The organism is Halolamina salina, assembly GCF_054653455.1.
The window spans coordinates 1,439,427-1,463,181 of the sequence record NZ_BAAIGE010000002.1 but is presented as its reverse complement, the minus strand read 5'-3'; the positions used below and the strand labels follow the sequence as shown (position 1 = coordinate 1,463,181).

Genomic DNA, 23,755 nt, shown 5'->3' with positions numbered 1-23,755 from the left:
CCTCCCCGCCACCTCCATGGTTCGGATTACTGGCCGCTATCTGCTCCGCCGAGTGGCGATCAGCGTCGTCACTATCTACATCCTCGCGAGCCTGCTGTTCGTCCTGATGCACGCGATGCCGGGCAGCCCGATCGACGCGCTGGTAGGCCCGGGGATGACGACCGAACAGATCGAGAACATCGAGCAGCGGTTCGGGCTGAACCAACCGATCTGGCGCCAGTACATCGAGTTCATCACCTCGGTCACGGTGTTCGACTTCGGCTACTCGGTCCAGACGCTGGAGCCGGTGCGCGATCGCCTGCTCGACCGGTTCGTGCCGACTATCGTGCTGTTCGCGCCCGCCTTCATGCTCCAGTACTCGTTGGGGACGATCATCGGTACGTTCCTGGGCTGGAAACGCGGGACGAAGACCGACCTCGCGGGGTTCACCACCGGCCTGTTCATGTACTCGATCCCCTTCTTCTGGCTGGGGTGGATCCTCGTTGGGGCGTTCTCCTACGAGCTGGGGCTGTTCCCCAGCGGCTCGATGATGCCGCCGTACACCAGCAGCTTCCACTGGCTGGACGCGGTGATCAACCTTGTCTGGCACATGACCCTGCCCGTGCTCTCGCTCGCGCTGGTCGGCTGGGCGGGGCCGATGCTGATCATGCGGACGACGATGCAGGACGTCGTCGACGCCGACTACGTCGACTTCGCCCGCGCACAGGGGTACGACGAGCCGACGGTGATGACCCGCTTCGGCGCGCGCAACGCGCTGATCCCGGTCATCACGCAGGGTATCATCGGCATCGCGTTCATGATCGACGGCTCGGTCATCGTCGAGACGGTGTTCTCCTGGCCCGGGATCGGCCAACTGCTGGTCGACGCCATCTTCGCGAAGGACCTCCCGACCGCGCTCGCGGCGTTCTACACGCTGGGGGTGTTGATCGTCGTGCTCAGGCTCGTCACGGACGTGGTGTACACGATGATCGACCCGCGGATCGAGTTCGGGGGTGAGGCCTGATGGCGACCGAGACCAGAGAGGTCGACGCCGACGCCGACAACGGGATCCGAGAGCGGCTCTACCCGCTGATCGTCGGCGTCCGCCGGACGTGGGGGCAGTTCACCGAGTCCCGACTGGGCGTGCTGGGGCTGCTGATCATCGCCGCCATCGCGTTCGTCGCGGTGTTCGCGCCGTACATCGCGCCCCACTCGCTCGAGTGGCAGGCGTTCGGCAACAACCCGACGTTCAGGCAGGCGAGCCAGCTCCCCCACCCGCCCGCGTTCGGCGACCCGTTCTTCGCGCCGCTCGGCACCGATCACCTCGGACACGGGATCCTGACCCAGCTGATCTACGGCTCCCGGACGGCGCTGTTCATCGGGCTGGCGGCGGGGGTGCTCTCCTCGCTGGTGGGCGTCCCGCTGGGAATCATCAGCGGCTACTACAGCAACACGTGGGTCGACGAGGGGATCCAGCGCGTCGTCGACGTGATGTACGGCCTGCCGTTCCTGCCGCTGGTGATCGTGCTGGTGTTCATCAACGGCGTCACGACGACGAACATCATCCTCGGCATCGTCGCGAAGTCGTGGCTGAACAACGCCATCGTCATCCGCGGACAGGTGCTGTCGCTGTCGAAGCGGCCGTTCGTCGAGGCCGCGGAGGCCAGCGGCGCCAGCGACTTCCGGATCATGTGGCGACACCTGCTGCCGAACGTGCTGCCGCTGGGGTTCATCTACCTCGCGCAGGACGCGGCGTTCGCCATCCTGATTCAGGCGAGTCTGGCGTTCCTCGGCCTCGCCGACTTCACCCAAGTCTCGTGGGGGACGATGCTGCAGTGGATACAGGTGCAAGGATACATCTACACGGCGCCGTGGTGGCTGATCCCGCCGGGGATCATGATCGCCCTGCTGGCGGCGTCGTTCTACTTCATCGGCTACAGCCTCGAAGACGTCATGAATCCCGGTTCGAACCAATGAGTAGCACGACCACACCGACGGCCGACGAGTCACAGGGGACGGTCCTCGACGTCGAGGACCTCTCAGTCACCTACCGGATGGAGGACGAACCGGACGTCAACGCGGTCCGGAACGTGAGCTTCAGCGTCGAGGCCGGCACCACGTTCGGGCTGGTCGGCGAGTCCGGCTGCGGGAAGACGACGGCGGCCCGCGCGCTCATCGACCTGCTCGACGAGAACGGCGAGATCACGAACGGGAGCGTCCGCAAGGGCGGCCGCGACCTTACGGCGGTGAGCGACGCGGAGCTTCGGGACGCCCGCTGGAACGAGATCGCGACGATCCCGCAGAACGTGATGAACGCGCTCAACCCCGTCGAGACCGTCGGCTCCCAGATCCTCGACGTGATCCAACTCCACACGGACCGCGACCGGGAGGCCGCACGGGAACACGCCGAGGGGCTGTTCGAGCAGGTCGGCCTCACGCCCGACCGGATGGCGGACTACCCCCACGAGTTCTCCGGCGGGATGCTCCAGCGGGCGGTGATCGCGATGGCCATGTCGTGTGACCCGGACCTGATCATCGCCGACGAGCCGACCACGGCGCTCGACGTGGTCGTACAGGACGAGATCCTCGCCGAACTCGAGGAGCTTCAGCGGGAGATGGGCGTCGCGATGTTGGTGATCAGCCACGACATCGGCGTGATGGCCGAAATCTGTGACGACGTCGGCGTGATGTACGGCGGCGAGCTGATGGAGGTCGGGAGCGCGACCGACGTGTTCGCCAACCCCTCGAACCCCTACACGCTGGGGCTGGCGAACTCGTTCCCGGACATCACCGACCCGGACCGCGAGCTCGTGGACATCCCCGGCACCGCCCCGGAGCTCACGGGCGAACGCCAGGGCTGTCCGTTCGTGGAGCGCTGTCCGTTCGCGACCGACGAGTGCGAGCAGTACCACCCCGACCTGACGGCGGCGCCGGGCGCGCCCGACCACCGCTCGCGCTGTCACTTCGTCGACGAGGTGGACCGCCTCCGCGAGGAGGCCGCCGACCCGGCGACGTGGGGCGGCGCCCCCGGCGGCGACGAAGCCGCGGCCGAACCCGGCGACGAGGCGGTATTCGAGGCCGAGGGGGTCCGCAAGTACTTCGACACCGGCAGCGGGCTGCTCGACTCGCTGCTGGGCCGGGAGTCGACGCCGGTGAAAGCGGTCGACGGCGTCTCCTTCGACGTGAGCGAGGGGGAGATATTCGGCATCGTCGGCGAGTCCGGCTGCGGGAAGTCGACGCTCGGGCGGACGATGCTGAACCTCCACACCGCGACCGACGGGACGATCTCGCTGAACGGCGAGTCGATCGACGAGATTCCCAACGAGGAGTTCCGCCGCCGGGCCCAGATGATCTTTCAGGACCCGTTCGAGAGCCTCAACCCCCGGATGACGGTCCAGCAGACGATCACCGAGCCGCTGGCGTTGCTGGGCGAGGACCTGACGTACTCCGAGCGGGTCGCGGTCGCCGAGGAGACGCTCGCGGAGGTTGGGCTCTCCCCGCCGGAGGAGTACCTGCGGCGGTTCCCCGACCAGCTCAGCGGCGGCGAGCGCCAGCGCGTCTCGATCGCGCGGGCGCTGGTCGTCGACCCGAGCTTCCTGCTCGCCGACGAGCCGGTGTCGATGCTCGACGTGAGCATCCGGGCGAGCGTGCTCAACATCCTCCGGCGGCTCCGCCGCGAGGAGGGGCTGACGCTGTCGATCATCAGCCACGACCTCAGCCTGATCCGGAACGTCAGCGACCGGACGGCCGTGATGTACCTCGGCGAGTTCGTCGAGGTCGGCGACACCGACCGGATCGTCGAGGACCCGAAACACCCCTACACCGAGGCGCTGGTCGACTCGGTGCCGGTGCCGGACCCGACCGTCGAGCGGACGCCGGTGGACATCAGCGGCGAGCCGCCGTCGCCCCGGGATCCCCCGTCGGGCTGTCGGTTCCACACGCGCTGTCCGGCGGTCATCCCGCCCGAGGAGTTCGAGTTCGCGGACGGACGGTTCCGCGAGCTCATGGACCTCCGGCAGGACCTCGACGCCGGCTCGGTCCGCGTCGACCGCGCCCGGGAGCGAGCCGAGTCGCCGGACGACCCCGAGTCCGTCGCCGCCGCGATCAAGGAGCGGCGCTTCGACGGCACGTTCGTCGACGCGGACGCCGAGGCGATCGTGGACGAGGCGCTGACCGCGCTCGCCCGCGGCGAGAACGAGGCGGCGGCCGAGCGGCTGGCCGACGCGTTCACGACGCCGTGTGAGCTCGACGAGCCCGAACTCGCCGAGTTGGAGGACGGCCGACAGGTGGCCTGTCACCTGTACGACTGAGCCGCCCGTCCCCGACTGGGGGACGACGACGGCCCGAACGCCGTTTCGGCTCGGCGTCGGACGACACAGTTATGTGGCACCGATGTACACGGTTACTCGATGGCCGAAAGCGCCAATCCCGTGAGTCGTCTGATCGCTGCCGGCGGGCAGAAACTGTTCATGCTCACGCTCAGCCTCGCCGCGGTACTGGCCGCCGTCGGGTTCTCGATCGCCGTGTTCGGCGCGTTCTCCGATCTGGTGGCGACGACGTTCGATCGCGTGCTGATCGCCGCCGTCGGCGCCGCGTTGATGAGCCTCGCCGGCGGGCTCGGCTACTCGGCGCTGAACTGAGCCGGGCTGCGGTTCGGTGCGATCCCGCGGGGCGAAAGCGTTCACGCTCGACAGCGCCGACGCGGTCCCCGACGGGCTACCAGACCGCTTCGAGCACCCGGAGGGTGTTGCCGCCGGTGACCTTTCGGATCTCCTCGTCGGAGTAGCCCTCGCGGACGAGCCACCGGACGATGTTGTGCCACGCCTCCGTGGGGTTCTCCATTCCCTCGACGTACTCGAACTCGACCTCCTGCCAGTCGGGGTACTTGTCGTAGTTCTTCCCCATGTACTTGTGGAGGCCGACGTGGTCGCCGTACAGCGTGTCCGGCCCGAACGACACGTGGTCGATCCCGACGAGATCCTTCACGTACTCGAAGTGGTCCATCACCGACTCGATGGTGTGGGTCGGGTGGTCCGGGGAGGCGACGTTGTGCGGTGCGGACTGGATACCGATGACGCCGCCGGTGTCGGCGACGGCTTCGAGCACCTCGTCGGCGTCGAGGCGGGTGATGTCGAGCAGGTCCCGGGCGCCGTTGTGCGAGAGCATCACGGGGTCCTCGCTCGCCGCGCAGGTGTCGAGGGTGGTCTGCCTGCTCGCGTGGCTCGGGTCGATCAGGATGCCGAGCTTGTTCATGCGCTCGACGGCGTCCTCGCCGAAGCTGGTGAGGCCGCCGTCGCTGTCCTCGTCGTTGATCCCCGTCCCGAGCGCGTTCGACTCGCTGTAGGTGATTCCGAGCGCGCGGACGCCCAGCCCGTAGAGCACGTCGAGGCGGTCGAGCTCGTTCTCGATCATCATACAGCCCTCGATGCTCGGGACGATCGCGACCTGCCCGTTCTCGTGGGCCTCGCGGATGTCGTCGACGCTGCCGGCGCGGGTGACGAACTCCTGTTTCGCGATGTCGGCGGCTCTGATCCCCAGATCGTGGACCACCTCCGAGAACTTCCAGCCGTTCTTCGAGTGCATCCGGAGCACGCCGTCGAGGTGCCAGTCGAACACCGCGTCGAGGTTCGACGCCGCCAGCGCGTCGTAGGCGGTCATCGCCCGGCCCTGCCGGCAGTAGTCGTCGATCTCCTCGATGTTCTCGGGAAAGTAGAACGCGTGCTCGTGGAGCGAGACGATCGTCTCCGCCGCGGAGAGCCGTTCCGCACGGGCCTCGTCCGCCTCGTCGAGGGGGATCTCGTACGGGTCGTCGAAGTAGTGCGGGCCGTCCTGCGTGTCGAACGCCTCGTAGTCCTCGCCGGCGTCGAGGTAGTCGAACGGCTCGTACCCCTGATACTGCTTGTCAGTACCCATGGGTGGCGGTGTCACCAAACCGGCATAGTTCTTTCGAGGGGGTGTCCGCTCCCGGGACAGGGAACAGATATTTCGGCGGCGCCGAGCCGCCCGCTTCGAACCAGTGGGAGGATCGTTCCGGTTGGCGGAACCATTAAGCCGGCCCCATGTGAAGCGTCGACAAGACCATGGCAGACGGTTCGAACCCGCTGAAGTCGGTCGAACGATCGTTTCAGATCCTCGAACACGTTCGGGACAACGAACCGGTCACGCTTACGGAGGTTTCCGAGGCGCTGGCGCTGTCGAAGAGCACGATCCACCGGCACCTCTCGACGCTCGTTTCCGTTGGATACGTGAGCCGAGAGGAGGGACAGTACCGCGTCTCCTTCGAGTTCCTCAGCTACGCCAACCGCATCCACCTCCGGGACCCCTCCTACCCGATGATCAAGCGGAAGGTCCGCGACCTCGCCGACGAGTCCGGGGAGCTCGTCCAGTTCACGACACACGAGGACGGCCGGCTGGTGTACCTGTTCAAGGAGACGGGGCGGAACGGTCTCGTCTCCCGGTCGGACGCCCGGACGTTCCGCCCGCTCCACGCCACGGCCGGGGGGAAGGCAATCCTCTCGACGTGGCCGCGTGAGGCGGTCGAGGCGTACATCGATCGGAACGGGCTGGACGCGATCACCGAACACACGATCACCGACTCGGCCGTGCTGTTCGACGAACTCGACAAGGTCCGGGAGCGCGGCTACGCCACCAACGTCGAGGAGACGGTCGAGGGGCTGGGCGCGGTCTCGGTCCCCATCGAGACACAGGACGACAGGGTCGTCGGCGCCTTGGGCATCTCGGGACCGATCAACCGCGTCGGCGCCGCCGACGGCGAGTACACCCAACTCCTCCTCGACGTGAAGAAGGAGCTGGAGCTGAACATCAGGCTGCTGTAGAGTGTGTTAATTGTTACCATGGTAAACGCCCGTTCCGGTGTGAGAAACGATCACGCTCGACTGAGGGAAATCCGGATATCTATCACAACCGTACTGCTGTGATAGTTCGGGGAACGATTCCCGGATCACGGAACACAGCTACCGGAGAGCGGTAACGGCGTTCGTCTCACGATACTCCTCGTACGGAGTCGCTCGGACTATCGCACACCAGCGGCGGCCGGCCGCTGAGACAGGCCGGAGCCGTTCCGATACGGACTGCACGTTCGTTCGATTTTCGGGGAGAAACGTTCTGCAAAGCGGGAAATTCGCCCGCTCGGTCGGTCAGTTCGGGAGGTCGTTCCGGGCCTGTCGGAGCTCGTACACCGTCTCGTTCTGTGCCCGCTTCAGCTGGACCTGGAGGAATCGGGCGTCGTCGCCGTCGACGCGGGCGAAGTCGTAGGCCGGATCGTACCGCGGGACGGGGTTCCGGCTCGTCGCCGGGTCCTGCTCGAACTGCCCGTCCTCGACGAGGTAGAGCCGGGTCAGGGTGCGCGAGAGGTCGGTGATCGCGCGGTTCGCGGTCTCGGGATCGATCTCCCCCGCCTCGGCGCGCTCCCGGAACGACTCGATCTCCGCTCGGAGCGCCCGGAGTTCGTCGAGGGTCGGGCCGAAGTCGAAGGCGTCGCCGGCGGCGTCGTCGTACTCCTCGACCTGATCGATCAGGCGGTCGGCGTACCGGGCGTGGTCGAACGGCAGCAGCTCGGCGTTCAGTACGCGCAGGATGCTGACCGCGTAGATGCGGATGTCCCGCAGGAGTTCGTCCTTCCCGGCCTTGTCGAGGGTGTCGGTGGAGACGTGCCAGGCGTCGGAGTTGCCGCCGCAGCCGCCGACCGGGTGGTACCCCCGTTCCTCCCTGATCTCCTCGGGGATGTTCGAACCGAGCATGAAGAAGCCGGTCACCCCGATGTTGTCGAAGGAGTAGTCGCCCGCCCGCGGCGGGAACTGCTCCGCGGAGGGGATGCCGGCCACGTCGTCGATGGCGTCGGTCACGAGGCCGTGGGCCTCGGGCGTCCAGCAGGACATGTCCGTGTACTCCGCGGAGTCCTTCGCCCCGGGGCTGTCCATGTTCACCTGTGCGACGCAGCGCTCGGCGATTTCGAGCGCGTGTTCGTCGGTGTACCACGTCGATCCGGCGTAGCGCCCGGTCGAGTGGGCGGGCCACCAGCAGATCCGGATGTCGCGTTTCAGTTGGTCGCTGTGTTCCTCGAACACCCGGGCGAGTTCGAGCATCCCGGCGTCGCCGGTCGCGTTGTCGGTGATGCCGACGTACCAGGAGTCGTAGTGGCCGTGCAGCAGCAGGAAGTCGTCGTTCTCGGGGTCGGCCTCGCCCTCGATGCGTGCCTCGACGATCGGACACGCCATCCAGTCGGTCGTGAGGTCGGTCGAGAGTTCGAGTTCGAGCCCCTCGTCGCTCTCGGCCCACTCCCGGAGGATCTCGCCGTCGTGTTTCGTGACGTTGGCGATCGGCACGTCCGGGATGCGGTCCCGCTCGTCGTAGGGGGGTGCGCCGCCCCACACCGGCGTCGCGATCCCGTCGTGTGGCTCGCGTCGGTGTTCGTGGATCGCGATGACGCCGCCGGCGCCTTTCTCCTCCAGTACGGTCGTGGCGCCGATGGAGAAGCTCCCGCCGTCGACCAGCGCGATCCGCCCCTCGAGGTCGTCCAACTCCGCGAACGGCTCGCGGGGACCGCCCTCGCCGTCGTCGACGAGGTCGCTGCTGGCCGTGCCGACGTACTCCACTTCGGCTTCGACCGTCGTCGACGCCGAGAAGCCGACCGTCTTGACGATGCCGGGCTCGAACGTCTTGTTGATCGTCCGGATCGACGCGTCGTGGGGCTGGCTGATGTACAGTTCGGGATCGTAGCGCTCGTACTCGACGCCGAACGCGTCCAGCCGCCCGGTGAGGTACTCGGCGGCCGCCCGCTCGTCCTCCGAGCCGGAGAGCCGTTCCAACTCCGAGAACTCCTCCAAGAGAGCCCACGGCTCGTCGATCGAAACCTCGTCGACGACCCGCCGCTCCACGTCGCTCAACGCGCTCCTGTCAGTGATTGCCTCACTCATGCAGGCTGGTGTTGCGAACCGAACTATTTCAATACTCGCTTGGGGGTGAGTATCGGCGGAACCGGCACAACGCTTAATTGACTCGTTCGCACTGGTGTTCGCATGATAACGAGTGTCGAGGTCGTGAGCCGTGAGATCCCCTACGCCGAGGCGTTCCCCACGTCGTACGACGACCAGAGCCCGACCCAACACGTGTTCGTGCGGGCGCGGACGGCCGACGCGACCGGCTACGGCGAGGGGTCGGCGCTGAAGTGGTTCACCGGCGACACCGCGGCCACCATGGCGTCGATCGTCCGATCGGAGTTCGTCCCGGCGATCGAGGGGAAACCGGTCACGGCGGCGCTCGGAGCCTGCCGGGATCTGGCCGACCGCCTCCCCGGCAACCCGGGTGCGAGCGCGGGCGTCGAGATGGCGCTGCTCGACCTCCGGGCGAAACAGCTCGGCGTCCCCCTCCAGGAGCTGCTGGGCCACCCCCGCCGGGAATCGATCCCGCTCGCGTTCGCCTCCGGCGCGCTCCCGGCGGAGACGGTGGCGGAAAACGTCGTCGACGCCTTCGAGGCGGGGTTCCGGACGTTCAAGATCAAGGTCGACGGCGACCTCGACGCCGACGCCGCGCGGATCAACGCCGTCACCCGCGAGCTAGCCGACCGAGCCGACCCAGAGGAGGTGTTCGTCCGCGCCGACGCGAACACCGGCTGGGAGTCGTACGAACGGGCGGGTCGGGCCATCGACCGGATCGAACGGCAGGCGTTCGTCGAGTACTACGAGCAGCCCGTGGCCGCCGACGCCGTCGGCGACCTCCGGTCGCTGCGGACCGTCCGCGGGGTGCCGGTGTTCGCCGACGAGGCGATCCACGACGCGGCGGACGTTCGCGAGCTCACGCGAGAGCCTGCGGCGGTCTCGGGGGTGTGTGCGAAGCTCGCCAAGGCGGGCTCGCTGACCGAGATCGTCCGGATGGGCGAACTGGCGGCCGACGCCGGCCTCCCGGTGACGCTGGTTAGCGCGTTCGAGACCTCCCTCGGCGTGGCGGCGAACCTCCACGTGGCGTCGGTGCTCCCGACGCTCTCCTCGGCGGCGGAGCTGGGCGCCAACCTGATCGCAGAAGACCCGGTCGATCGACCGATCGAGCGGGCGCCGGACACCCCGGTCCCGGACGGTCCGGGACTGGGCGTCGAACTCGACGACGCGCTGTTCGACTGAGCCGTCGGTGCCGCCGTCAGTTCGGTAGCTGCTCCCGCAGCCGCGACAGCTCGAACACCGCGTCGTTCTGTGCCCGTCGCAGCTCGACCTGCAGGAACCGGTACTCGTCGTCGTCCTCGTCGTACGCCTCGAACAGCGACGTGTGCTCGAAGCGCGGGTACGGCGGTCGGTTGTACGCGGGGTCCTGCTCGAACTGCCCGTCGCTGACGAAGTTGAGCCGTGTCAGCGTTCGCGACAGCGTCTTGATCGCCTCGTTCGCGGTTTCGGGGTCGATCTCGCCGGCCTCGACCGCGTCGTAGAACGACTCGACCGCGTCGGCGAGCTCGTCCAGCGCGTCGAGCGTGGGGCCGAAGTCGAAGGCGTCGCCAGCGAGCTCGTCGTACTCAGCGACGATCGAGCGGTGGCGCTCGACGTTGCGAGCGTGGTCGTGGGGGAGCACGTCCGCCCGGAGCAGCCGCGACACCAGCACGGCGTACATCCGGATGTCCCGGACCAGCTCGGGCTTGCCCGCCTTGTCGATCGTGTCGGTGCTGAGGTGCCACGCGTCGGCGTTCCCGCCGCAGCCGCCGACCGTGTGCCAGCGCATCGTCTCCCGCACGTCGGCGGGGATGTTCGAGGAGAGGGTGAACGCGCCCGAGACGCCGAGGTTGTTGAACGAGTAGTCGCCGGCGCGTCGGGGGCGGTTCTCGCTGTAGGGGGCGCCGGTGGCGTCCTCGATCGCGCCGGCGACCACGCCGTGCATCTCCGGCATCCAGCACGCCATGTCGACGTACTCGGTGGAGCCTTTCGCCCCCGGGCTGTCCATGTCGACGTGGGCGACACAGTGCTCGGCGAGCTCCATGGCGAACTCGTCGGCGTACCACGTCGAGCCGGCGTATCGCCCCGTGGAGTGGCCGGGCCACCACGCGACACGGAGGTCACGCTGCAGTTCGTCGGCGTGTGCGTCGAAGACGCGGGCCAACTCCAGCAGGCCGGCGTCGCCGGTCGCGTTGTCCGCGATCCCGACCGCCCACGAGTCGTAGTGGCCGTGCAGCAGCACGAAGTCCTCGTCGTCGGGGTCGGCGTCGCCGGCCTCGATGCGGGCTTCGACGATCGGACACGCCATCCAGTCGGTCGTCACGTCGGTTCCGAGCGTCACCTCGTGGGTCGCCTCGGCGTCGGCGTACGTCCGCAGTTCGTCGCCGTCCGGGCGGGTGACGTTGGCGATCGGGATGTCCGGGATGCGCTCCTTCTCGTCGTAGGGGGGCGCGCCGCCCCAGACGGAGGTGGCGATCCCGTCGTGTGGCTCGCGCTCGTGTTCGTGGATCGCGATCACGCCGGCGGCGCCCTTCTGTTCGAGCACTCGGGTCGCCCGGATCGAGAGGCTCCCCGCCGCGGTGAGCGCGACTTTCCCGTCCAGATCGTCCACGTCGGCGTAGGGGCGGGTGACGTTCACGGCGTGGTACTGGCTCCCCTCGTCGGCGCCGACGTCGCTCTGCTCGGCCTCGCCGACGTACACCAGTTCGCCGGTCACCTCCCTCGACGCCGAGAACGCGACGGTCTTCACCGGTCCCGGCTCGAAGGCGCCGTCGTCGACCGTGATCGACGCGTCGTGGGGCTGGCTGATGTACAGTTCGGGGTCGTAGCGCTCGTACTCGACGCCGAACGCGTCCAGCCGCCCAGTGAGGTACTCGGCGGCCCGCCGCTCGTCCTCGGTGCCGGAGACGCGCTCCAACTCCGAGAACTCCTCGAGCAGCGCCCAGGGCTCGTCGATCGACACCGCGTCCGTGAGACGTGATTCGTACCGGTCTAGCGACTTCTCGCCGGCGCTCTCCTGAGACATCGTATTGGTAAGTCAATCCACGGCACAAAAATCTTCGCGTGCCGACCACCGGATGGCTCCCGGGTCGGCGCCAGCCGCTCACTCCTGTGGCGTCACGACGACCTTGCCGAACACCTCGCGGTTCTCGATGGCGCGGTGGCCCTCCGCGACGCGGTCGAGCGGGAGCACGCGGTCGACGACCGGCGACACCTCACCGCGGGCGATCAGGCGCCCCACGTCCCGGAAGTCCTGCCGGCTCCCCATCGGCGTCCCGAGGATCCGCCGGTGGCGCTGGTACACCGAGCGGATGTCGATGTCGGGGTCGGCCCCCGAGGTGGCGCCGCAGATCACCATGCGCCCGCCGGTCGCGAGGCTGTCGATCGACCGCTGCCACGTCTCTTCGCCGACGTGGTCGGCGACCAGATCCACCCCGCGACCGTCGGTGAGTTCGGTCACCGCCTCGTCGAACGGCGTCTCGGTGTAGTCGATCACCGCCTCCGCCCACGCCGCCGCCCGCTCGGCCTTCCAGTCGGCGGAGGTCGTCGCGTACACCTCGGCGCCGATCCGGTCGGCCAACTGGAGGGCGGCGTGGCCCACGCCGCCGCTGGCGCCGAGGATCAGCGCCGTCTCGCTCGGCTCCAGTCCCCCGCCGCTCACGAGCATCCGCCACGCGGTCGTGAACGAGGACGGCCACGCGGCCGCGGTCGTCATCTCGACGTGGTCGGGCACCGCTTCGAGGTTCGCCGCCGGCACCTCGACGTACTCCGCCAGCCCGCCGGGGAAGTCGCTCCCGAGCTTCCGGTCGTGGGGACACATGGTCTGTTCGCCCCGCTCGCAGAACTCACACTCTCCACAGCTCACGTGGTGGTAGACGTTGACCCGGTCGCCGGGTGACCACCCCTCGACGCCGTCGCCGACCTCGTCGACGACGCCGGCGATCTCGGTGCCCGGCCGTTTCGGGAACGACTCCTCGATCTCCGGGTGGCCGACGCGGGCGAACACGTCCGCGTGCTGGAGCGCGCACGCCCGCACCGCCACCGTGACCTGCCCCGGACCGGGATCGGGTCGCGGGAGTTCGCGGATCTCCAGTACCTCTTCCGGTGCCCCACTGTCGACGATGTGAACTGCCCGCATACCCCGTCCGTCGGGATCCATCCCCATATCTCTATGCACCCCCCTTCGGGATTAGTTCGGTACCGTGACGGACTGTGTGTACTGTCGGTATTGTGACTTCAACCCAAGATACTATATACCATGACAGATAGAACCAAACGTCAGCCCATGACCGACCAGAGACCCGACAACTCGGTACAGAGACGTAGCTTTCTGAAGAGGACGAGCGCGCTGGGAGCGACGGTGACGCTCGCCTCCTTCGCCGGCTGTGCGGGCGGCGACGGCGACGACGGCGGCGACACCGACACCCAGACCGTCGCGGGCGGCGGCGACAGCGATACCGTCGACATGGACGGGTTTCAGGTGCCTTCCGAGAACGTCGTCCCTCAGAGCGAACTGGACGACGCACAGGCGATCCCCGAACTCACCCTGATCGTCAATCCGCCGGACGCACAGCCCGACGACCACGAGACGTCGATGTTCGTCACCGAGGAGATCGCCAAGCTCGGCATCGACACTACCGTCGAGACGATGACGTGGCCCTCCCAGTCCTCGACCGTCTGGGACGGCGAAGACTGGGACATGACGTTCTGGCAGATGGTCGGGCGTCCGTCCCGGCTCGACCCCGACGAGTTCTCCGTCCAGATGGGCCACTCGGACTTCCAGCAGGGGTACAACTACTACTTCTGGGAGGACGAGGAGTACGACGAGAAAGTGATGGCCCAGCGCGAGGAGCTGGACCAGGACACCCGCGAGCAGCTGATCAAGGAGTGTCAGCAGATCTTCCACGACAGGGGACCGAGCACGTTCCTGATGTACCCCCAGAAGACGATCCCGTGGAACAGCGACCGCTGGGAGGGGGTCGTCGAGCTCAACGGGATGGGCGCGGTGAACATGCTCACGTTCGCCAACATGGAGCCTACCGGCGACCGGACGGAACTCAACATCGCCTACGACCAACAGCTCCAGGCGCTGAACCCGTTCGACCAGTCCGGTGAGATCGACATGATCCAGCACCGGATGATCTGGGACCGTCTGGCCTGGCCCAACGAGTCGGCCCTGCCGGAGCCTCGCCTCGCCGAGGAGTTCAACTGGAAGGACGACACCACCCTCGAAGTCCCCATCAAGCAGGGCCACACGTTCCACGACGGCGAGCCAGTCACCGCCGAGGACGTGAAGTACAGCTACAACATCCACCGCGACTACTCGACGTACTTCTCGGGCCCGGTCGAGCCGGTCAACGAGATCACGGTCGTCGACGACCACACCGTCGAGTTCAGCTTCGACTACCACTTCGCGCCGTTCCCGATGGCGGCGATGGGCCGCATCGCCATCATCCCCAAGCACAAGTGGACCGACATCATCGAGAACCGGATGGACGTCGACAACCCGATGCTGTACCAGGAGGACGAACCCCTCGGGTCGGGACCGATGGAGTTCGTCCACTGGAACAGCTCCGAGGAGGTCCGTCTGGAGCGGTTCGACGACCACTTCGACCCGATCGCCTACGAGGCGCGTAACTCCCGGATCATCCCCAGCGTCCAGACGATGCTGACTCAGTTGGAAAACGGCACGCTGGACATGCTGGCGAACTACCGCGGCGACAAGAACGTGCTGCGGGAGCGCGTCGACCAGAACGACAGCCTCACCATGGCCGCGACGACGACGGTCGGGTTCAAGCAGATCTCCTACAACAACGACCGGCCGCCGTTCCACATCGATGGGTTCCGCCGCGCGATGAACCACCGCTTCGACAAGGAGACGATCGTCAACGACATCTACAGCGGCTGGGGATCGATCGCGCCGAACACGCTGGTCTCCTCGGCGCTCGAGAACTGGCACAACGACGAGCTCGAACGCTACGAGTTCAGCCTGCAGGCCGCCGCGAACGAGCTCATCGAGGCCGGCTTCGTCTGGGACGAGAGCGACGGGATGCTCTACATGCCCGCCGACAACACCGAGATCGACGGGGACGACGAGCCTTAGGCCCGCTCCTTTTTCCAAAAAATGGGACTAAAAGAATTCGTCACGAGGCGCATCATCCAGATCGTCGTTCTCTACTTCGCGATAGCGACGATGCTGTTTTTCCTGTTCCGGGCGGCGCCCGGTGACCCGCTGGCGGCGTACATCGGGACCGGGTTCACTCAGGAGCAGGCGGCCCAGATACGGGCGACGTTCGGGCTCGACCAGCCCATCCACGTCCAGTACTGGAAGTACATGACCAACTTGGTCACGTTCAACTTCGGGCTATCCTACATCACGGGCGATCCGGTGTGGGGGATCATCCAGGATCGCATCTGGAACACGCTCGCCCTGATGGGGACCTCGGTCGTGTTGGCGTACCTGATCGGCGTCCCCTTCGGCGCCTACCTCGCGTGGAACCGCGGGACCAAACGCGAGCGCTTCGGCGTCGTGTTCGCCCTCATCTCCCGGAGCGCGCCGGTGTTCTGGACGGGACTGCTCGGCATCTGGCTGTTCTCGTTCAAGCTCGGCTGGCTCCCCGCGGGGTCGATGTCGCAGCCGGGGGTGACCTACTCCAGCAAGCTGGCACAGTTCACCAGCCCCGACTTCCTGCGACACCTGATCCTGCCGGCGCTGGTGCAGGCGTTCTACTTCTACAGCCTGCCGGCGCTGCTGATGCGCAACAGCATGCTCGAAGTGATGAACGAGGACTTCGTCGACTTCGCGGAGCTGAAGGGGATCAGCGACTTCTCGGTGATGCTGAAACACGCCGCTCGGAACGCGCTGCTCCCGATCGTGACGGCGTTCGCCGTCGCCGCCGGCTTCGCCGTCGGCGGCAGCGTCGTCCTCGAAACCGTGTTCGCGTGGCCGGGGCTGGGCCGGGAGATGGTCAGAGCGGTCATCGCGAACGACTACCCGGTGGCACAGGCGACGTTCCTGATCCTCGCCGGACTGGTACTGATCGCGAACTTCCTCGCGGACTTGGCGTACGGCTACCTCGATCCGCGGATCACCTACGACTGACTCATGAGTGACCAGAACACGACCACCCTCGATTCGCAGTCGTCCGACGGCTCCCTCGACTCGGAGCTCTCGACGTGGCGGGAACGACAGGTCGACGCGTGGCGCCGACGCCTCGCCTTCCTCAAACAGGAGCCGATGGGGCTGGCGGGGATCCTGATCCTGCTCGCGATCATCCTCGTCGCGATTTTCGCGCCGGTGATCGCCCCCTACGAGCCGACGGAGACGGACTACGGCAACTCGCTGGCCCCGCCCAGCGCCGAGCATCCCCTCGGCACCGACAGCGCGGGCCGGGACATCTTCAGCCAACTGGTGTTCGGCGCGCGCCCGGCGCTCCAGATCGGCCTGCTCAGCGCGATCAGCGTCGCGTTCGTCGGTATGAACGTTGGGTTGATCGCCGGCTACTACGGCGGCTACGTCGACGACGCCCTGATGCGGCTGGTCGACTTCGCCTACGGGATCCCGTTCACGCCGTTCATCATCGTGCTCGTCGCGCTCTGGGAGCCGTCGAAGTGGACCATCGTCGGCGCCATCGCCTTGCTGCTCTGGCGCCAGACCGCACGCGTCGTCCGCTCGCACGTGCTGAACCTCAAGGAGAAACCGTTCGTGAAAAGCGCCCGGACCGTCGGTGCCAGCGACCGGCGGATCATCTACCGACACATCGCGCCCAACGTCCTCCCGCTGGTGTTCCTCTACGGGAGCTTCGCGATCGCGTGGGCCATCCTGACCGAGGCCTCGATCAGCTACCTCGGCTTCGGTGACCCGACCGCGGTCACGTGGGGGCAGATGCTCCAGTCGGCACAGCAGTCACAGGCGCTGGCCCGCGACGCGTGGTGGTGGTTCACGATGCCCGGCATGGCGATCATGCTGACGGTCATCTCGGCGTTCCTCATCGGTCGCGGCTACGAAGAGCAACTGAACCCCGAACTCCAAGAACAATGACACTACTCGAAGTCAACGATCTACACGTGACGTACGCGGGCGATCCGGACGTCGAGGCCGTCAGGGGCGTCTCGTTCACCCTCGAAGAGGGAGAGACGCTGGGCATCGTCGGCGAGAGCGGCTGCGGGAAAACGACGCTCGCGCAGGCGATCATGGGCGCGCTGCCGGACAACGGCGAGATCACCGGCGGCGAGATCATCTTCGACGGCGAGGAGATCACCCATCTCTCGAACCGCGAGCGCCGGGAGATCCGCTGGGAGAAGATGTCGATGATCAGCCAGAGCGCGATGAACAGCCTCGATCCGGTGTACCGGGTCAAAGACCAGATCAAGGAGGCCATTCAGGAACACCGTGAGACGTCCGACGCGGAGTGTTACGAGCGCGCCCGGGAGCTGATGGGGCTGGTCGGCCTCGACGCCGACCGCGTCGAGGACTACCCCCACCAGCTCTCCGGCGGAATGCGCCAGCGGGTCATCATCGCCATGAGCCTCGCGCTCGACCCGGATCTCATCATCGCCGACGAGCCGACGACGGCGCTTGACGTGATCATCCAGGAGCAGATCCTCTACCGGATCAAGGAGCTTCAGCGCGAGCTCGGCAACTCGATGGTGATGGTCACCCACGACATCAGCGTCGTCGCGGAGACGTGTGACAGCATGGTGGTGATGTACGGCGGCGAGCTGATGGAGTCCGGCAACGTCGACGAGATATTCAACAACGCCCACCACCCCTACACGCTGGGGCTGCAGAACGCGTTCCCGAGCGTCGAGGGCGAGAAGCGTGACCTCACCAGCATCCCGGGGTCGCCGCCGGACCTCTCGGAGTCGATCGAGGGCTGCCCGTTCGCCTCCAGATGTCCGTTCGCGACCCCCGAGTGTGAGGAACAGGTGCCGGTCCAGGAGCCGGTCGAGGGCCACAGGGTTCGCTGCCACGAGCCGGTTCCGTTCGAACAGATCCGCGACCAATCCCGCGAGGACGACACATGGCTATCAGAGAACAAAGTTTGAACTGGGACTACGACGGTCCCATCATCGAAGTGACGGGGCTGGAGAAGCACTTCCCCCAGAGCACCGGGATCATCCACCAACTGATCGGCGGCGAGACGAGCCACGTCAAGGCCGTCGACGGCGTGGACATGGCCATCGAGAGCGGCGAGACGATGGGGCTGGTCGGCGAGTCCGGCTGTGGGAAGTCCACGCTGGGCGAGGTGCTGATCGGCCTGCAGGAGGCCACCGGCGGCTCCATCAAGTTCCTCGGCACGGAGCTCGAGGAGATGTCCGACGCCCAGCACAAGGAGTTCCGCCGGAACGTCCAGATGATCTTTCAGGACCCCTACGAGTCGCTGAACCCCCGATTCTCCGTCGAACAGTGGATCCGGGAGCCGCTCGAAGTCCACGACATCGACGATCAGGACGAGCGGATCTATCAGGCGCTCGAACGGGCGGAGCTGACGCCGCCGGAGAACTACGTCAACGAACACCCCCACGAGCTCTCCGGCGGGGAGCGCCAGCGTGTCTCGATCGCCCGCGCGCTCGTCCTCGAACCCAAGTTCATCGTCGCCGACGAGCCCGTCTCGATGCTCGACGTGTCGGTCCGTGCGAGCATCCTGAACCTCCTCCGCGACCTCGTCGACGACCTGGACATGGGCGCGCTGTACATCTCCCACGACCTCTCGCTCATCCGGCAGATGTGCGACCGGACCAGCGTGATGTACCTCGGGAAGGTGGTCGAACGCGGGCCGACGGAGCGGCTCATCAAGGGGCCGAAACACCCCTATGCGAGGGCGTTGCTCGACGCCGTCCCCGTTCCGAACCCCGCACACGAGATCGCCGAACCGCAGCTCGAAGGGGAGCCGCCGGACCCGGTACAGCTCCCGGAGGGCTGTAACTTCCGCCCGCGGTGTCCGTTCGCCGCCGAGGAGTGTACCGAGGAGCCCGGCCTCGACGCCTTCGAGACGGCCGACGGTGAGCACGCCGCGGCCTGCTGGCGGGTCGAGACCGCCGAGAACACGTAACCCCGTCGGCGTCGCGCCGTCGGGGTCGTCGCCGGCTACAGGTCGTAGATGTCGGCGTACTTCTCCTCGATGCGGTCGACGAAGTACTCCGTCGTCAGCCGCTCGCCGGTCGCGACTTCGGGCAGTTCGTCGGTCCGGTACCGCTTCCCGTGGCGGTGGACGTGCTCTTCCATCCACTCGCGGATCTCGTCGAACCGGCGCTCGCGGACGAGTTCGTCGAGGGAGGTGCCGAACTCCGCTTCGAGGTAGTGCTGGAGCTGGGCGGAGAACACCGTCCCCAGCGAGTAGCCCTGGAACGTGCCGATGCGGCCGATGCTCCAGTGGATGTCCTGCAGGCAGCCCTCGCTGTCGGTCTCCGGCCGGATGCCGAGGTACTGTTCGTACTTGTCGTTCCAGACCTCCGGCACGTCCTCGACTTCGAGCTCGCCGTTCAGCAGCGCGCGCTCGATCTCGAACCGGACGACGATGTGGAGGTGGTACGTAACTTCGTCGGCCTCGACGCGCGTGAGGTTGTCCTCGTACACCTGATTTGCGGCCTCGTACGCCTCCCGCGGCGTCACGTCCGAGAGCCGGGGGAAATGCTTCCGGACGATCGGCAGGAACTGCTCCCAGAACGCCTCGGAGCGGCCGACGTGGTTCTCCCAAAAGCGGCTCTGTGACTCGTGGATCGAGTGGCTGCGGGACTGGCCCAGCGGACCGGGGAACCCGTCGGGGTCGAGCCCCATCTCGTAGGTCGCGTGCCCGTACTCGTGGAGCGAGCTGTCCAGCCCGTCGACGGGCGAGTGGTCGTGGAACCGGGTCGTGATGCGCATGTCGTACCGGTTGCCGTAGGAGAACGGGTGCGGCGACGTGTCGAGCCGTGCGCGGTCCCAGTCGCAGTTGACGAACGAGAGCGCGTCCTTCGAGAGCGCCATCTGGGTGTCCTCGTCGTAGGGGCCGCCCTCGACGAACGGACCCGAGGGGTCCACGTCGCTCGCCCGTATCTCCTCGATGAGCGGGACGAGCGCGTCCTTCAGGTTCTCGAGCACTCGCTCGGCGGTTTCGACGCCGACGTAGGGCTCGTACTCCTCCAGCATGACCGCGAACGGCTCCTTGTCGGGGTCGATCTGGTTCGCCTGCTCGCGTTTGAGTTCCAGCAGCTCTTCGAGGTAGGGCGCGAACGTCTCGAACTCGTCGTTCTCCTTCGCCTCCTCCCAGGCGTCGTTGGCCTCGGAGATCACCGCGTTGATCTCCTCGGTAAGCTCCTGATCGACCGCCGCCGTCCGCTCGTGCTCGCGGCGGACCTCGCGGACGACGGCCTGTTCGTCCTCGTCGAGGTCGGCGCCGTCGACGGCGTCGAGCCACGCCTCCACGTCGTCACCGGTGAGCGCCTCGTGCTGGAGCGAGGAGACGAGCCCGCGCTGGGTCGACCGCGCCGGCGTCCCGCCGGACGGCATCATCACCTGTTGGTCCCAGAACAGGAGGTTGTCCATCGTTTCGAGCGTCCCGACCCGTTCGGCCCGGTCGAGGAGTCGCTGGTACGCGTCAGCCGGAGATATCTCGGCCATAAAGGTACGTTACCGTACAACAATGAAAACAGTACCCATACCCGTCACTCTGGCCGATACCTCCCCGTCGAGCGCCGCTCCGGGGCGGAGGTAGGTTTATCGTGGTACGACCGTCAGATCAGGGCGTGACAGAGATTGCCTACCTCGTCCCGGGGCGGGGACTGGCGGCCGCGGAGCTCGACCGCCGCGAGGGGATCGCCAACGAACTCACCGACGCCAGCGTCACCGTCGTCGACGCCGACGACGGACCGCTCTCGATCGAGAGCGAGGTCGAACACGAGTGGTGCGTGCGGAGCCTGCTCGGCCTCCTCAGGGAGACCGAGGACGAGTACGACGCGTTCGTCGTCGGCTGCTTCGGCGACCCGGGGCTGGCGGCGGCGCGGGAGTTCGTCGACAAGCCCGTCGTCGGTCCCGCGTCGGCGACGTTCCACACCGCGGCACAGCTCTCCGATCGGTTCTCCTGTCTGACGATCCGCTCGACGCCGGCCTCGAAACGGCGGCAGATTCTCGCCGACGGGCTCGGCGAGCGGTTGGCGAGCGTGCGCGTCGTCGAACAGGGGGTGCTCGACGTGGATCACGAGTCCGAGGAGATCGTCCGGAAGATGGTCCGCGAGGCCGAGGCGGCGGTCGAAGCCGACGGTGCGGAGTCGGTCGTCCCCGGCTGCATGAGCCTTGCGTTCATGCAGGTCCACGACCGCGTCGCCGAGGAGCTCGGCGTGCCGTTCCTCGACCCCGTCCGGATCAGCCTCGGGACGGCGGCGATGTGGGCCGAACAGGGACTGACCCAGAGCCGGGTCACCTACCCGGCGTTCTCAGCGGAACGCGAGGCGAGCCTGTTCGAGTAGGGTGCCGGCTACTCCCGGTGGAGGTGGCAGGCGGCGAAGCGGCTCCCCGTCCGGCTCGACTCGAGCTCGTACGCCGGCTCCGCCTGTGCACAGATGCTCTGCTCGGCGAAGGAGTCGGTGAGTAGCTCGGCGGCGGTGTCCCACTCGTTCGCGGCGACGTGGTCCAGCGCCTCGTCGACGACGGCACCCGGCTCGCCGTCGACGGTCACCCCGTCGAAGAACTCGGCCTCGACGGCCGCACGGTCTTCGAGGTCGAACGCGCGGCGCCTGACCGCCCGCATGAACTCACGGACGGCCGCCCACGCGTCGTCGTCGAGGTCGTACGCGTCCGGCGGGATGAGCTCCGGGCAGCGCGTTCGGAACCGACAGCCAGACGGGGGGTTCACCGGGTCCGGAACGTCGCCCTGCAGGATGGTCCGGGAGCCCGCTTGGCTGGGGTCGGGAACCGGAATCGCCGACAGCAGCGACCGGGTGTAGGGGTGTTTCGGGTCCTCGAACAGCTCCTCCTTCTCGGCCAGCTCCACGATCTGGCCGAGGTACATCACCGCGACGCGGTCGGAGATGTGGCGGATCACCGAGAGGTCGTGGCTGATGAACAGGTAGGTGAGGTTGAACTCGTCCTGCAGCTCCCGCATCGTGTTGAGCACCTGCGCCTGAATGGAGGCGTCGAGCGCGCTTGTCGGCTCGTCGCAGACGATGAAGTCCGGGTCGACCGACAGCGCCCGTGCGAGGTTGATGCGTTGGCGCTGGCCCCCGGAGAACTGGTGGGGGTAGCGGTTGTAGTGCTGGGGGTCGAGGCCGACCGCCTCCAGCAGCTCCCGCGCCCGCTCCTCCCGGCCCGCCTGGTCGTAGAGGTCGTGGGCCTTCATCGGCTCCTCCACGATCGGGCCGACCTTCATCCGGGGGTTGAGCGAGGATTGGGGGTCCTGGAAGATCATCTGCTGGTCCTTCCGGGTCCGACGGAGTTGGCCCTTGTCGAGGTCGGCGATGTTTCGCCCCTTGAAGTAGATGGCGCCGTCGGTCGGTTTGAGCAGACGGAGGATCGTCCGCCCGAGCGTCGACTTCCCGCAGCCGGACTCGCCGACCAGCCCCAGCGTCTCGCCGCGCTGGATCTCGAAGGAGACGTCGTCGACGGCGCGGACGTGCTCGACGGCCCGCTTGAGCGGGAACCCGCCGCTGAGGTCGAGTTCGACGCTGTCGAACACGCCGCTTCCCGTCGAGAAGTGTTTCTTGAGGTTCTCGACGCGGAGGATCGGCTCGCCGTCGTCGGCCTCGCTCATCGGCTCCCCTCCGTCACCTGCAGGTCCTCGCCGAACTCGTCGTCGTCGGACTGTATCGGCGCGCTGTGCTCGTAGTCGACGTCGAAGGCGTCGTGTTTCACACACGCCGCGTCGTGTCGGGTGTCGGTGTCGCTCACGTCCCGGGGTTCGGGGTTGATCTCCCGACAGACCTCACGAGCGTCCGGACACCGCGGGTGGAACCGACAGCCCGACGGGGGGTCGATAGCCTCGGGCATCACCCCCTTGATCGGCGTGAGCGACTCGACGGTCTTGTCGGGCCGCGGGACGGAGTTCAGCAGCGCCTGCGTGTACGGGTGTTTGGTGTCGTCGAACAGGTCGTGGACGTCGGCCTGTTCGGCCATCTGCCCGAGGTACATCACGTTCACGCGGTCGCAGATGTCCGCGACGACGGCGAGGTCGTGCGTGACCCAGACGAAGCTCGTGCCGTACTCCTCCTGGAGGTCGGACACCAGGTTCAGGATCTGCCCCTCGACGGTCACGTCCAGTGCCGTCGTCGGCTCGTCGGCCAGGATCAGCGACGGCTGGCAGGCGATCGCCATCGCGATGAGCACGCGCTGGCGCATCCCCCCGGAGAACTCGTGTGGGTAGTCGTCGAACCGGTCTTCGGGTTTGGGGATGTCGACCTCCCGGAGCGTCTCGATCGCCACGTCGCGTGCGTCCTTCGGCGGGAGATCCCGGTTGATCTCGATGAACTCCTGAAGCTGGCTACCGATCGTGAAGACCGGGTTCAGGCTCTCCATCGGGTCCTGAAAGATGGTCGCGATCTCCCGGCCCCGGATGCGTTCACGGAACTGTTCGTTCGTGAGCGTCTCCGGGCTCCGTCGGCGCTCGCCGTTGGGACCCTCCTCGAAGCTGAGGAGCGTCTCGCCGCGAAAGCGGATCTCGCCGCCGACGATCTCGCCGGGCGACTCGACCAGCCGGAGGATGCTGGAGATGGCGACGGACTTCCCCGCGCCGGACTCGCCGACGAGGCCGACGGTCTCCCCTTCGTGTACGTCGAAGGAGATGCCGTCGACGGCCCGGACGGTCCCTTCGGCGGTTTCGAACTGTGTCTGGAGGTTTTCGACCGAGAGTAGTGGTGTGTCAGTTGTCATT

At 67.1% G+C, this 23,755-nt stretch carries 19 protein-coding genes; 12 read left to right on the top strand and 7 right to left on the bottom strand.

The features are described from left to right. The first annotated feature begins 16 nt into the window (after window positions 1-16). The 4 genes from ACYQZ5_RS07940 to ACYQZ5_RS07925 all read left to right on the top strand — a co-directional run bounded on the left by ACYQZ5_RS07940 (window position 17) and on the right by ACYQZ5_RS07925 (window position 4,619). Window positions 17-1,003 carry an ABC transporter permease gene (locus tag ACYQZ5_RS07940; protein ID WP_379731244.1) on the top strand — a complete coding sequence of 329 codons (987 nt, stop codon included), beginning with the start codon at window positions 17-19 and terminating at the stop codon, window positions 1,001-1,003. Beyond that, window positions 1,003-1,956: an ABC transporter permease gene (locus ACYQZ5_RS07935; protein WP_379731243.1), complete on the top strand. Its 954-nt coding sequence runs from the start codon at window positions 1,003-1,005 to the stop codon at window positions 1,954-1,956. The genes ACYQZ5_RS07940 and ACYQZ5_RS07935 overlap by 1 nt, the downstream gene beginning before the upstream one ends. Continuing rightward, complete coding sequence (locus ACYQZ5_RS07930) at window positions 1,953-4,289, top strand: dipeptide ABC transporter ATP-binding protein (RefSeq protein WP_459845749.1); 2,337 nt, start codon at window positions 1,953-1,955, stop codon at window positions 4,287-4,289. Before ACYQZ5_RS07935 ends, ACYQZ5_RS07930 begins: the two co-directional genes overlap by 4 nt. Window positions 4,290-4,388: 99 nt before the next feature. Next, a complete protein-coding gene (locus ACYQZ5_RS07925; protein WP_379731140.1) occupies window positions 4,389-4,619 on the top strand; it encodes a hypothetical protein in 231 nt (76 codons plus the stop codon). A 76-nt stretch (window positions 4,620-4,695) separates the two neighbouring features. On the opposite strand, the gene ACYQZ5_RS07920 is transcribed toward ACYQZ5_RS07925, so the two are convergent. Then, window positions 4,696-5,892 carry a dipeptidase gene (locus tag ACYQZ5_RS07920; RefSeq protein WP_379731139.1) on the bottom strand — a complete coding sequence of 399 codons (1,197 nt, stop codon included), beginning with the start codon at window positions 5,890-5,892 and terminating at the stop codon, window positions 4,696-4,698. 167 nt (window positions 5,893-6,059) lie between these two features. Between ACYQZ5_RS07920 and ACYQZ5_RS07915 the strand changes: the two genes are divergently transcribed. Next, a complete protein-coding gene (locus ACYQZ5_RS07915) occupies window positions 6,060-6,815 on the top strand; it encodes an IclR family transcriptional regulator (RefSeq protein ID WP_379731138.1) in 756 nt (251 codons plus the stop codon). Window positions 6,816-7,136: 321 nt separating this feature from the next. Here the strand turns inward: ACYQZ5_RS07915 and ACYQZ5_RS07910 are convergent, their stop codons facing one another. Further along, entirely contained in the window at window positions 7,137-8,915 is a 1,779-nt protein-coding gene (locus ACYQZ5_RS07910) for a M28 family peptidase (protein ID WP_379731137.1), read from the bottom strand. Window positions 8,916-9,017: 102 nt separating this feature from the next. On the opposite strand from ACYQZ5_RS07910, the gene ACYQZ5_RS07905 reads away from it, so the two are divergent. Next, window positions 9,018-10,115, top strand: a complete 1,098-nt coding sequence (locus ACYQZ5_RS07905) for a mandelate racemase/muconate lactonizing enzyme family protein (RefSeq protein WP_459845746.1) — start codon at window positions 9,018-9,020, stop codon at window positions 10,113-10,115. Between the two features lie 16 nt (window positions 10,116-10,131). On the opposite strand, the gene ACYQZ5_RS07900 is transcribed toward ACYQZ5_RS07905, so the two are convergent. After that, window positions 10,132-11,937, bottom strand: a complete 1,806-nt coding sequence (locus tag ACYQZ5_RS07900; RefSeq protein WP_379731135.1) for a M28 family peptidase — start codon at window positions 11,935-11,937, stop codon at window positions 10,132-10,134. Window positions 11,938-12,015: 78 nt separating this feature from the next. Next, window positions 12,016-13,050, bottom strand: coding sequence for a zinc-binding dehydrogenase (locus ACYQZ5_RS07895; protein WP_459845743.1), 1,035 nt, complete (start codon window positions 13,048-13,050; stop codon window positions 12,016-12,018). A gap of 222 nt (window positions 13,051-13,272) precedes the next feature. Between ACYQZ5_RS07895 and ACYQZ5_RS07890 the strand changes: the two genes are divergently transcribed. From ACYQZ5_RS07890 to ACYQZ5_RS07870, 5 genes are read left to right on the top strand one after another with little or no spacing between them, the layout of a single operon-like run. Further along, a complete protein-coding gene (locus tag ACYQZ5_RS07890; RefSeq protein ID WP_379818145.1) occupies window positions 13,273-15,015 on the top strand; it encodes an ABC transporter substrate-binding protein in 1,743 nt (580 codons plus the stop codon). 21 nt (window positions 15,016-15,036) lie between these two features. Continuing rightward, a complete protein-coding gene (locus ACYQZ5_RS07885) occupies window positions 15,037-16,014 on the top strand; it encodes an ABC transporter permease (protein ID WP_379730610.1) in 978 nt (325 codons plus the stop codon). 3 nt (window positions 16,015-16,017) lie between these two features. Further along, complete coding sequence (locus ACYQZ5_RS07880) at window positions 16,018-16,953, top strand: ABC transporter permease (RefSeq protein ID WP_379730611.1); 936 nt, start codon at window positions 16,018-16,020, stop codon at window positions 16,951-16,953. Beyond that, window positions 16,950-17,960 carry an ABC transporter ATP-binding protein gene (locus ACYQZ5_RS07875; RefSeq protein ID WP_379818146.1) on the top strand — a complete coding sequence of 337 codons (1,011 nt, stop codon included), beginning with the start codon at window positions 16,950-16,952 and terminating at the stop codon, window positions 17,958-17,960. The genes ACYQZ5_RS07880 and ACYQZ5_RS07875 overlap by 4 nt, the downstream gene beginning before the upstream one ends. After that, on the top strand, window positions 17,936-18,967 hold the full coding sequence (locus ACYQZ5_RS07870) for an oligopeptide/dipeptide ABC transporter ATP-binding protein (protein WP_379730614.1): 1,032 nt from the start codon (window positions 17,936-17,938) through the stop codon (window positions 18,965-18,967). Before ACYQZ5_RS07875 ends, ACYQZ5_RS07870 begins: the two co-directional genes overlap by 25 nt. A 35-nt stretch (window positions 18,968-19,002) precedes the next feature. Here the strand turns inward: ACYQZ5_RS07870 and ACYQZ5_RS07865 are convergent, their stop codons facing one another. Further along, window positions 19,003-20,514, bottom strand: coding sequence for a carboxypeptidase M32 (locus ACYQZ5_RS07865; protein ID WP_379730615.1), 1,512 nt, complete (start codon window positions 20,512-20,514; stop codon window positions 19,003-19,005). Window positions 20,515-20,615: 101 nt separating this feature from the next. On the opposite strand from ACYQZ5_RS07865, the gene ACYQZ5_RS07860 reads away from it, so the two are divergent. After that, window positions 20,616-21,359, top strand: a complete 744-nt coding sequence (locus ACYQZ5_RS07860; protein WP_379730617.1) for an aspartate/glutamate racemase family protein — start codon at window positions 20,616-20,618, stop codon at window positions 21,357-21,359. 8 nt (window positions 21,360-21,367) lie between these two features. Here ACYQZ5_RS07860 and ACYQZ5_RS07855 read toward each other — a convergent pair whose 3' ends face one another. Together ACYQZ5_RS07855 and ACYQZ5_RS07850 are read right to left on the bottom strand one after the other, a co-directional pair. Beyond that, a complete protein-coding gene (locus ACYQZ5_RS07855) occupies window positions 21,368-22,639 on the bottom strand; it encodes an ABC transporter ATP-binding protein (protein WP_379730618.1) in 1,272 nt (423 codons plus the stop codon). Further along, window positions 22,636-23,754, bottom strand: a complete 1,119-nt coding sequence (locus ACYQZ5_RS07850; protein WP_379730619.1) for an ABC transporter ATP-binding protein — start codon at window positions 23,752-23,754, stop codon at window positions 22,636-22,638. The genes ACYQZ5_RS07855 and ACYQZ5_RS07850 overlap by 4 nt, the downstream gene beginning before the upstream one ends. Window position 23,755: the final 1 nt, after the last annotated feature.

Coding starts and splice junctions, on each gene's coding strand:
- ACYQZ5_RS07925 (WP_379731140.1), top strand. CDS start 4,389: ATGGCCGAAAGCGCCAATCCCGTGAGTCGTCTGATCGCTGCCGGCGGG.
- ACYQZ5_RS07875 (WP_379818146.1), top strand. CDS start 16,950: ATGACACTACTCGAAGTCAACGATCTACACGTGACGTACGCGGGCGAT.
- ACYQZ5_RS07900 (WP_379731135.1), bottom strand. CDS start 11,937: ATGTCTCAGGAGAGCGCCGGCGAGAAGTCGCTAGACCGGTACGAATCA.
- ACYQZ5_RS07910 (WP_379731137.1), bottom strand. CDS start 8,915: ATGAGTGAGGCAATCACTGACAGGAGCGCGTTGAGCGACGTGGAGCGG.
- ACYQZ5_RS07935 (WP_379731243.1), top strand. CDS start 1,003: ATGGCGACCGAGACCAGAGAGGTCGACGCCGACGCCGACAACGGGATC.
- ACYQZ5_RS07930 (WP_459845749.1), top strand. CDS start 1,953: ATGAGTAGCACGACCACACCGACGGCCGACGAGTCACAGGGGACGGTC.
- ACYQZ5_RS07915 (WP_379731138.1), top strand. CDS start 6,060: ATGGCAGACGGTTCGAACCCGCTGAAGTCGGTCGAACGATCGTTTCAG.
- ACYQZ5_RS07850 (WP_379730619.1), bottom strand. CDS start 23,754: ATGACAACTGACACACCACTACTCTCGGTCGAAAACCTCCAGACACAG.
- ACYQZ5_RS07905 (WP_459845746.1), top strand. CDS start 9,018: ATGATAACGAGTGTCGAGGTCGTGAGCCGTGAGATCCCCTACGCCGAG.
- ACYQZ5_RS07885 (WP_379730610.1), top strand. CDS start 15,037: ATGGGACTAAAAGAATTCGTCACGAGGCGCATCATCCAGATCGTCGTT.
- ACYQZ5_RS07920 (WP_379731139.1), bottom strand. CDS start 5,892: ATGGGTACTGACAAGCAGTATCAGGGGTACGAGCCGTTCGACTACCTC.
- ACYQZ5_RS07865 (WP_379730615.1), bottom strand. CDS start 20,514: ATGGCCGAGATATCTCCGGCTGACGCGTACCAGCGACTCCTCGACCGG.
- ACYQZ5_RS07855 (WP_379730618.1), bottom strand. CDS start 22,639: ATGAGCGAGGCCGACGACGGCGAGCCGATCCTCCGCGTCGAGAACCTC.
- ACYQZ5_RS07895 (WP_459845743.1), bottom strand. CDS start 13,050: ATGCGGGCAGTTCACATCGTCGACAGTGGGGCACCGGAAGAGGTACTG.
- ACYQZ5_RS07880 (WP_379730611.1), top strand. CDS start 16,018: ATGAGTGACCAGAACACGACCACCCTCGATTCGCAGTCGTCCGACGGC.
- ACYQZ5_RS07870 (WP_379730614.1), top strand. CDS start 17,936: ATGGCTATCAGAGAACAAAGTTTGAACTGGGACTACGACGGTCCCATC.
- ACYQZ5_RS07940 (WP_379731244.1), top strand. CDS start 17: ATGGTTCGGATTACTGGCCGCTATCTGCTCCGCCGAGTGGCGATCAGC.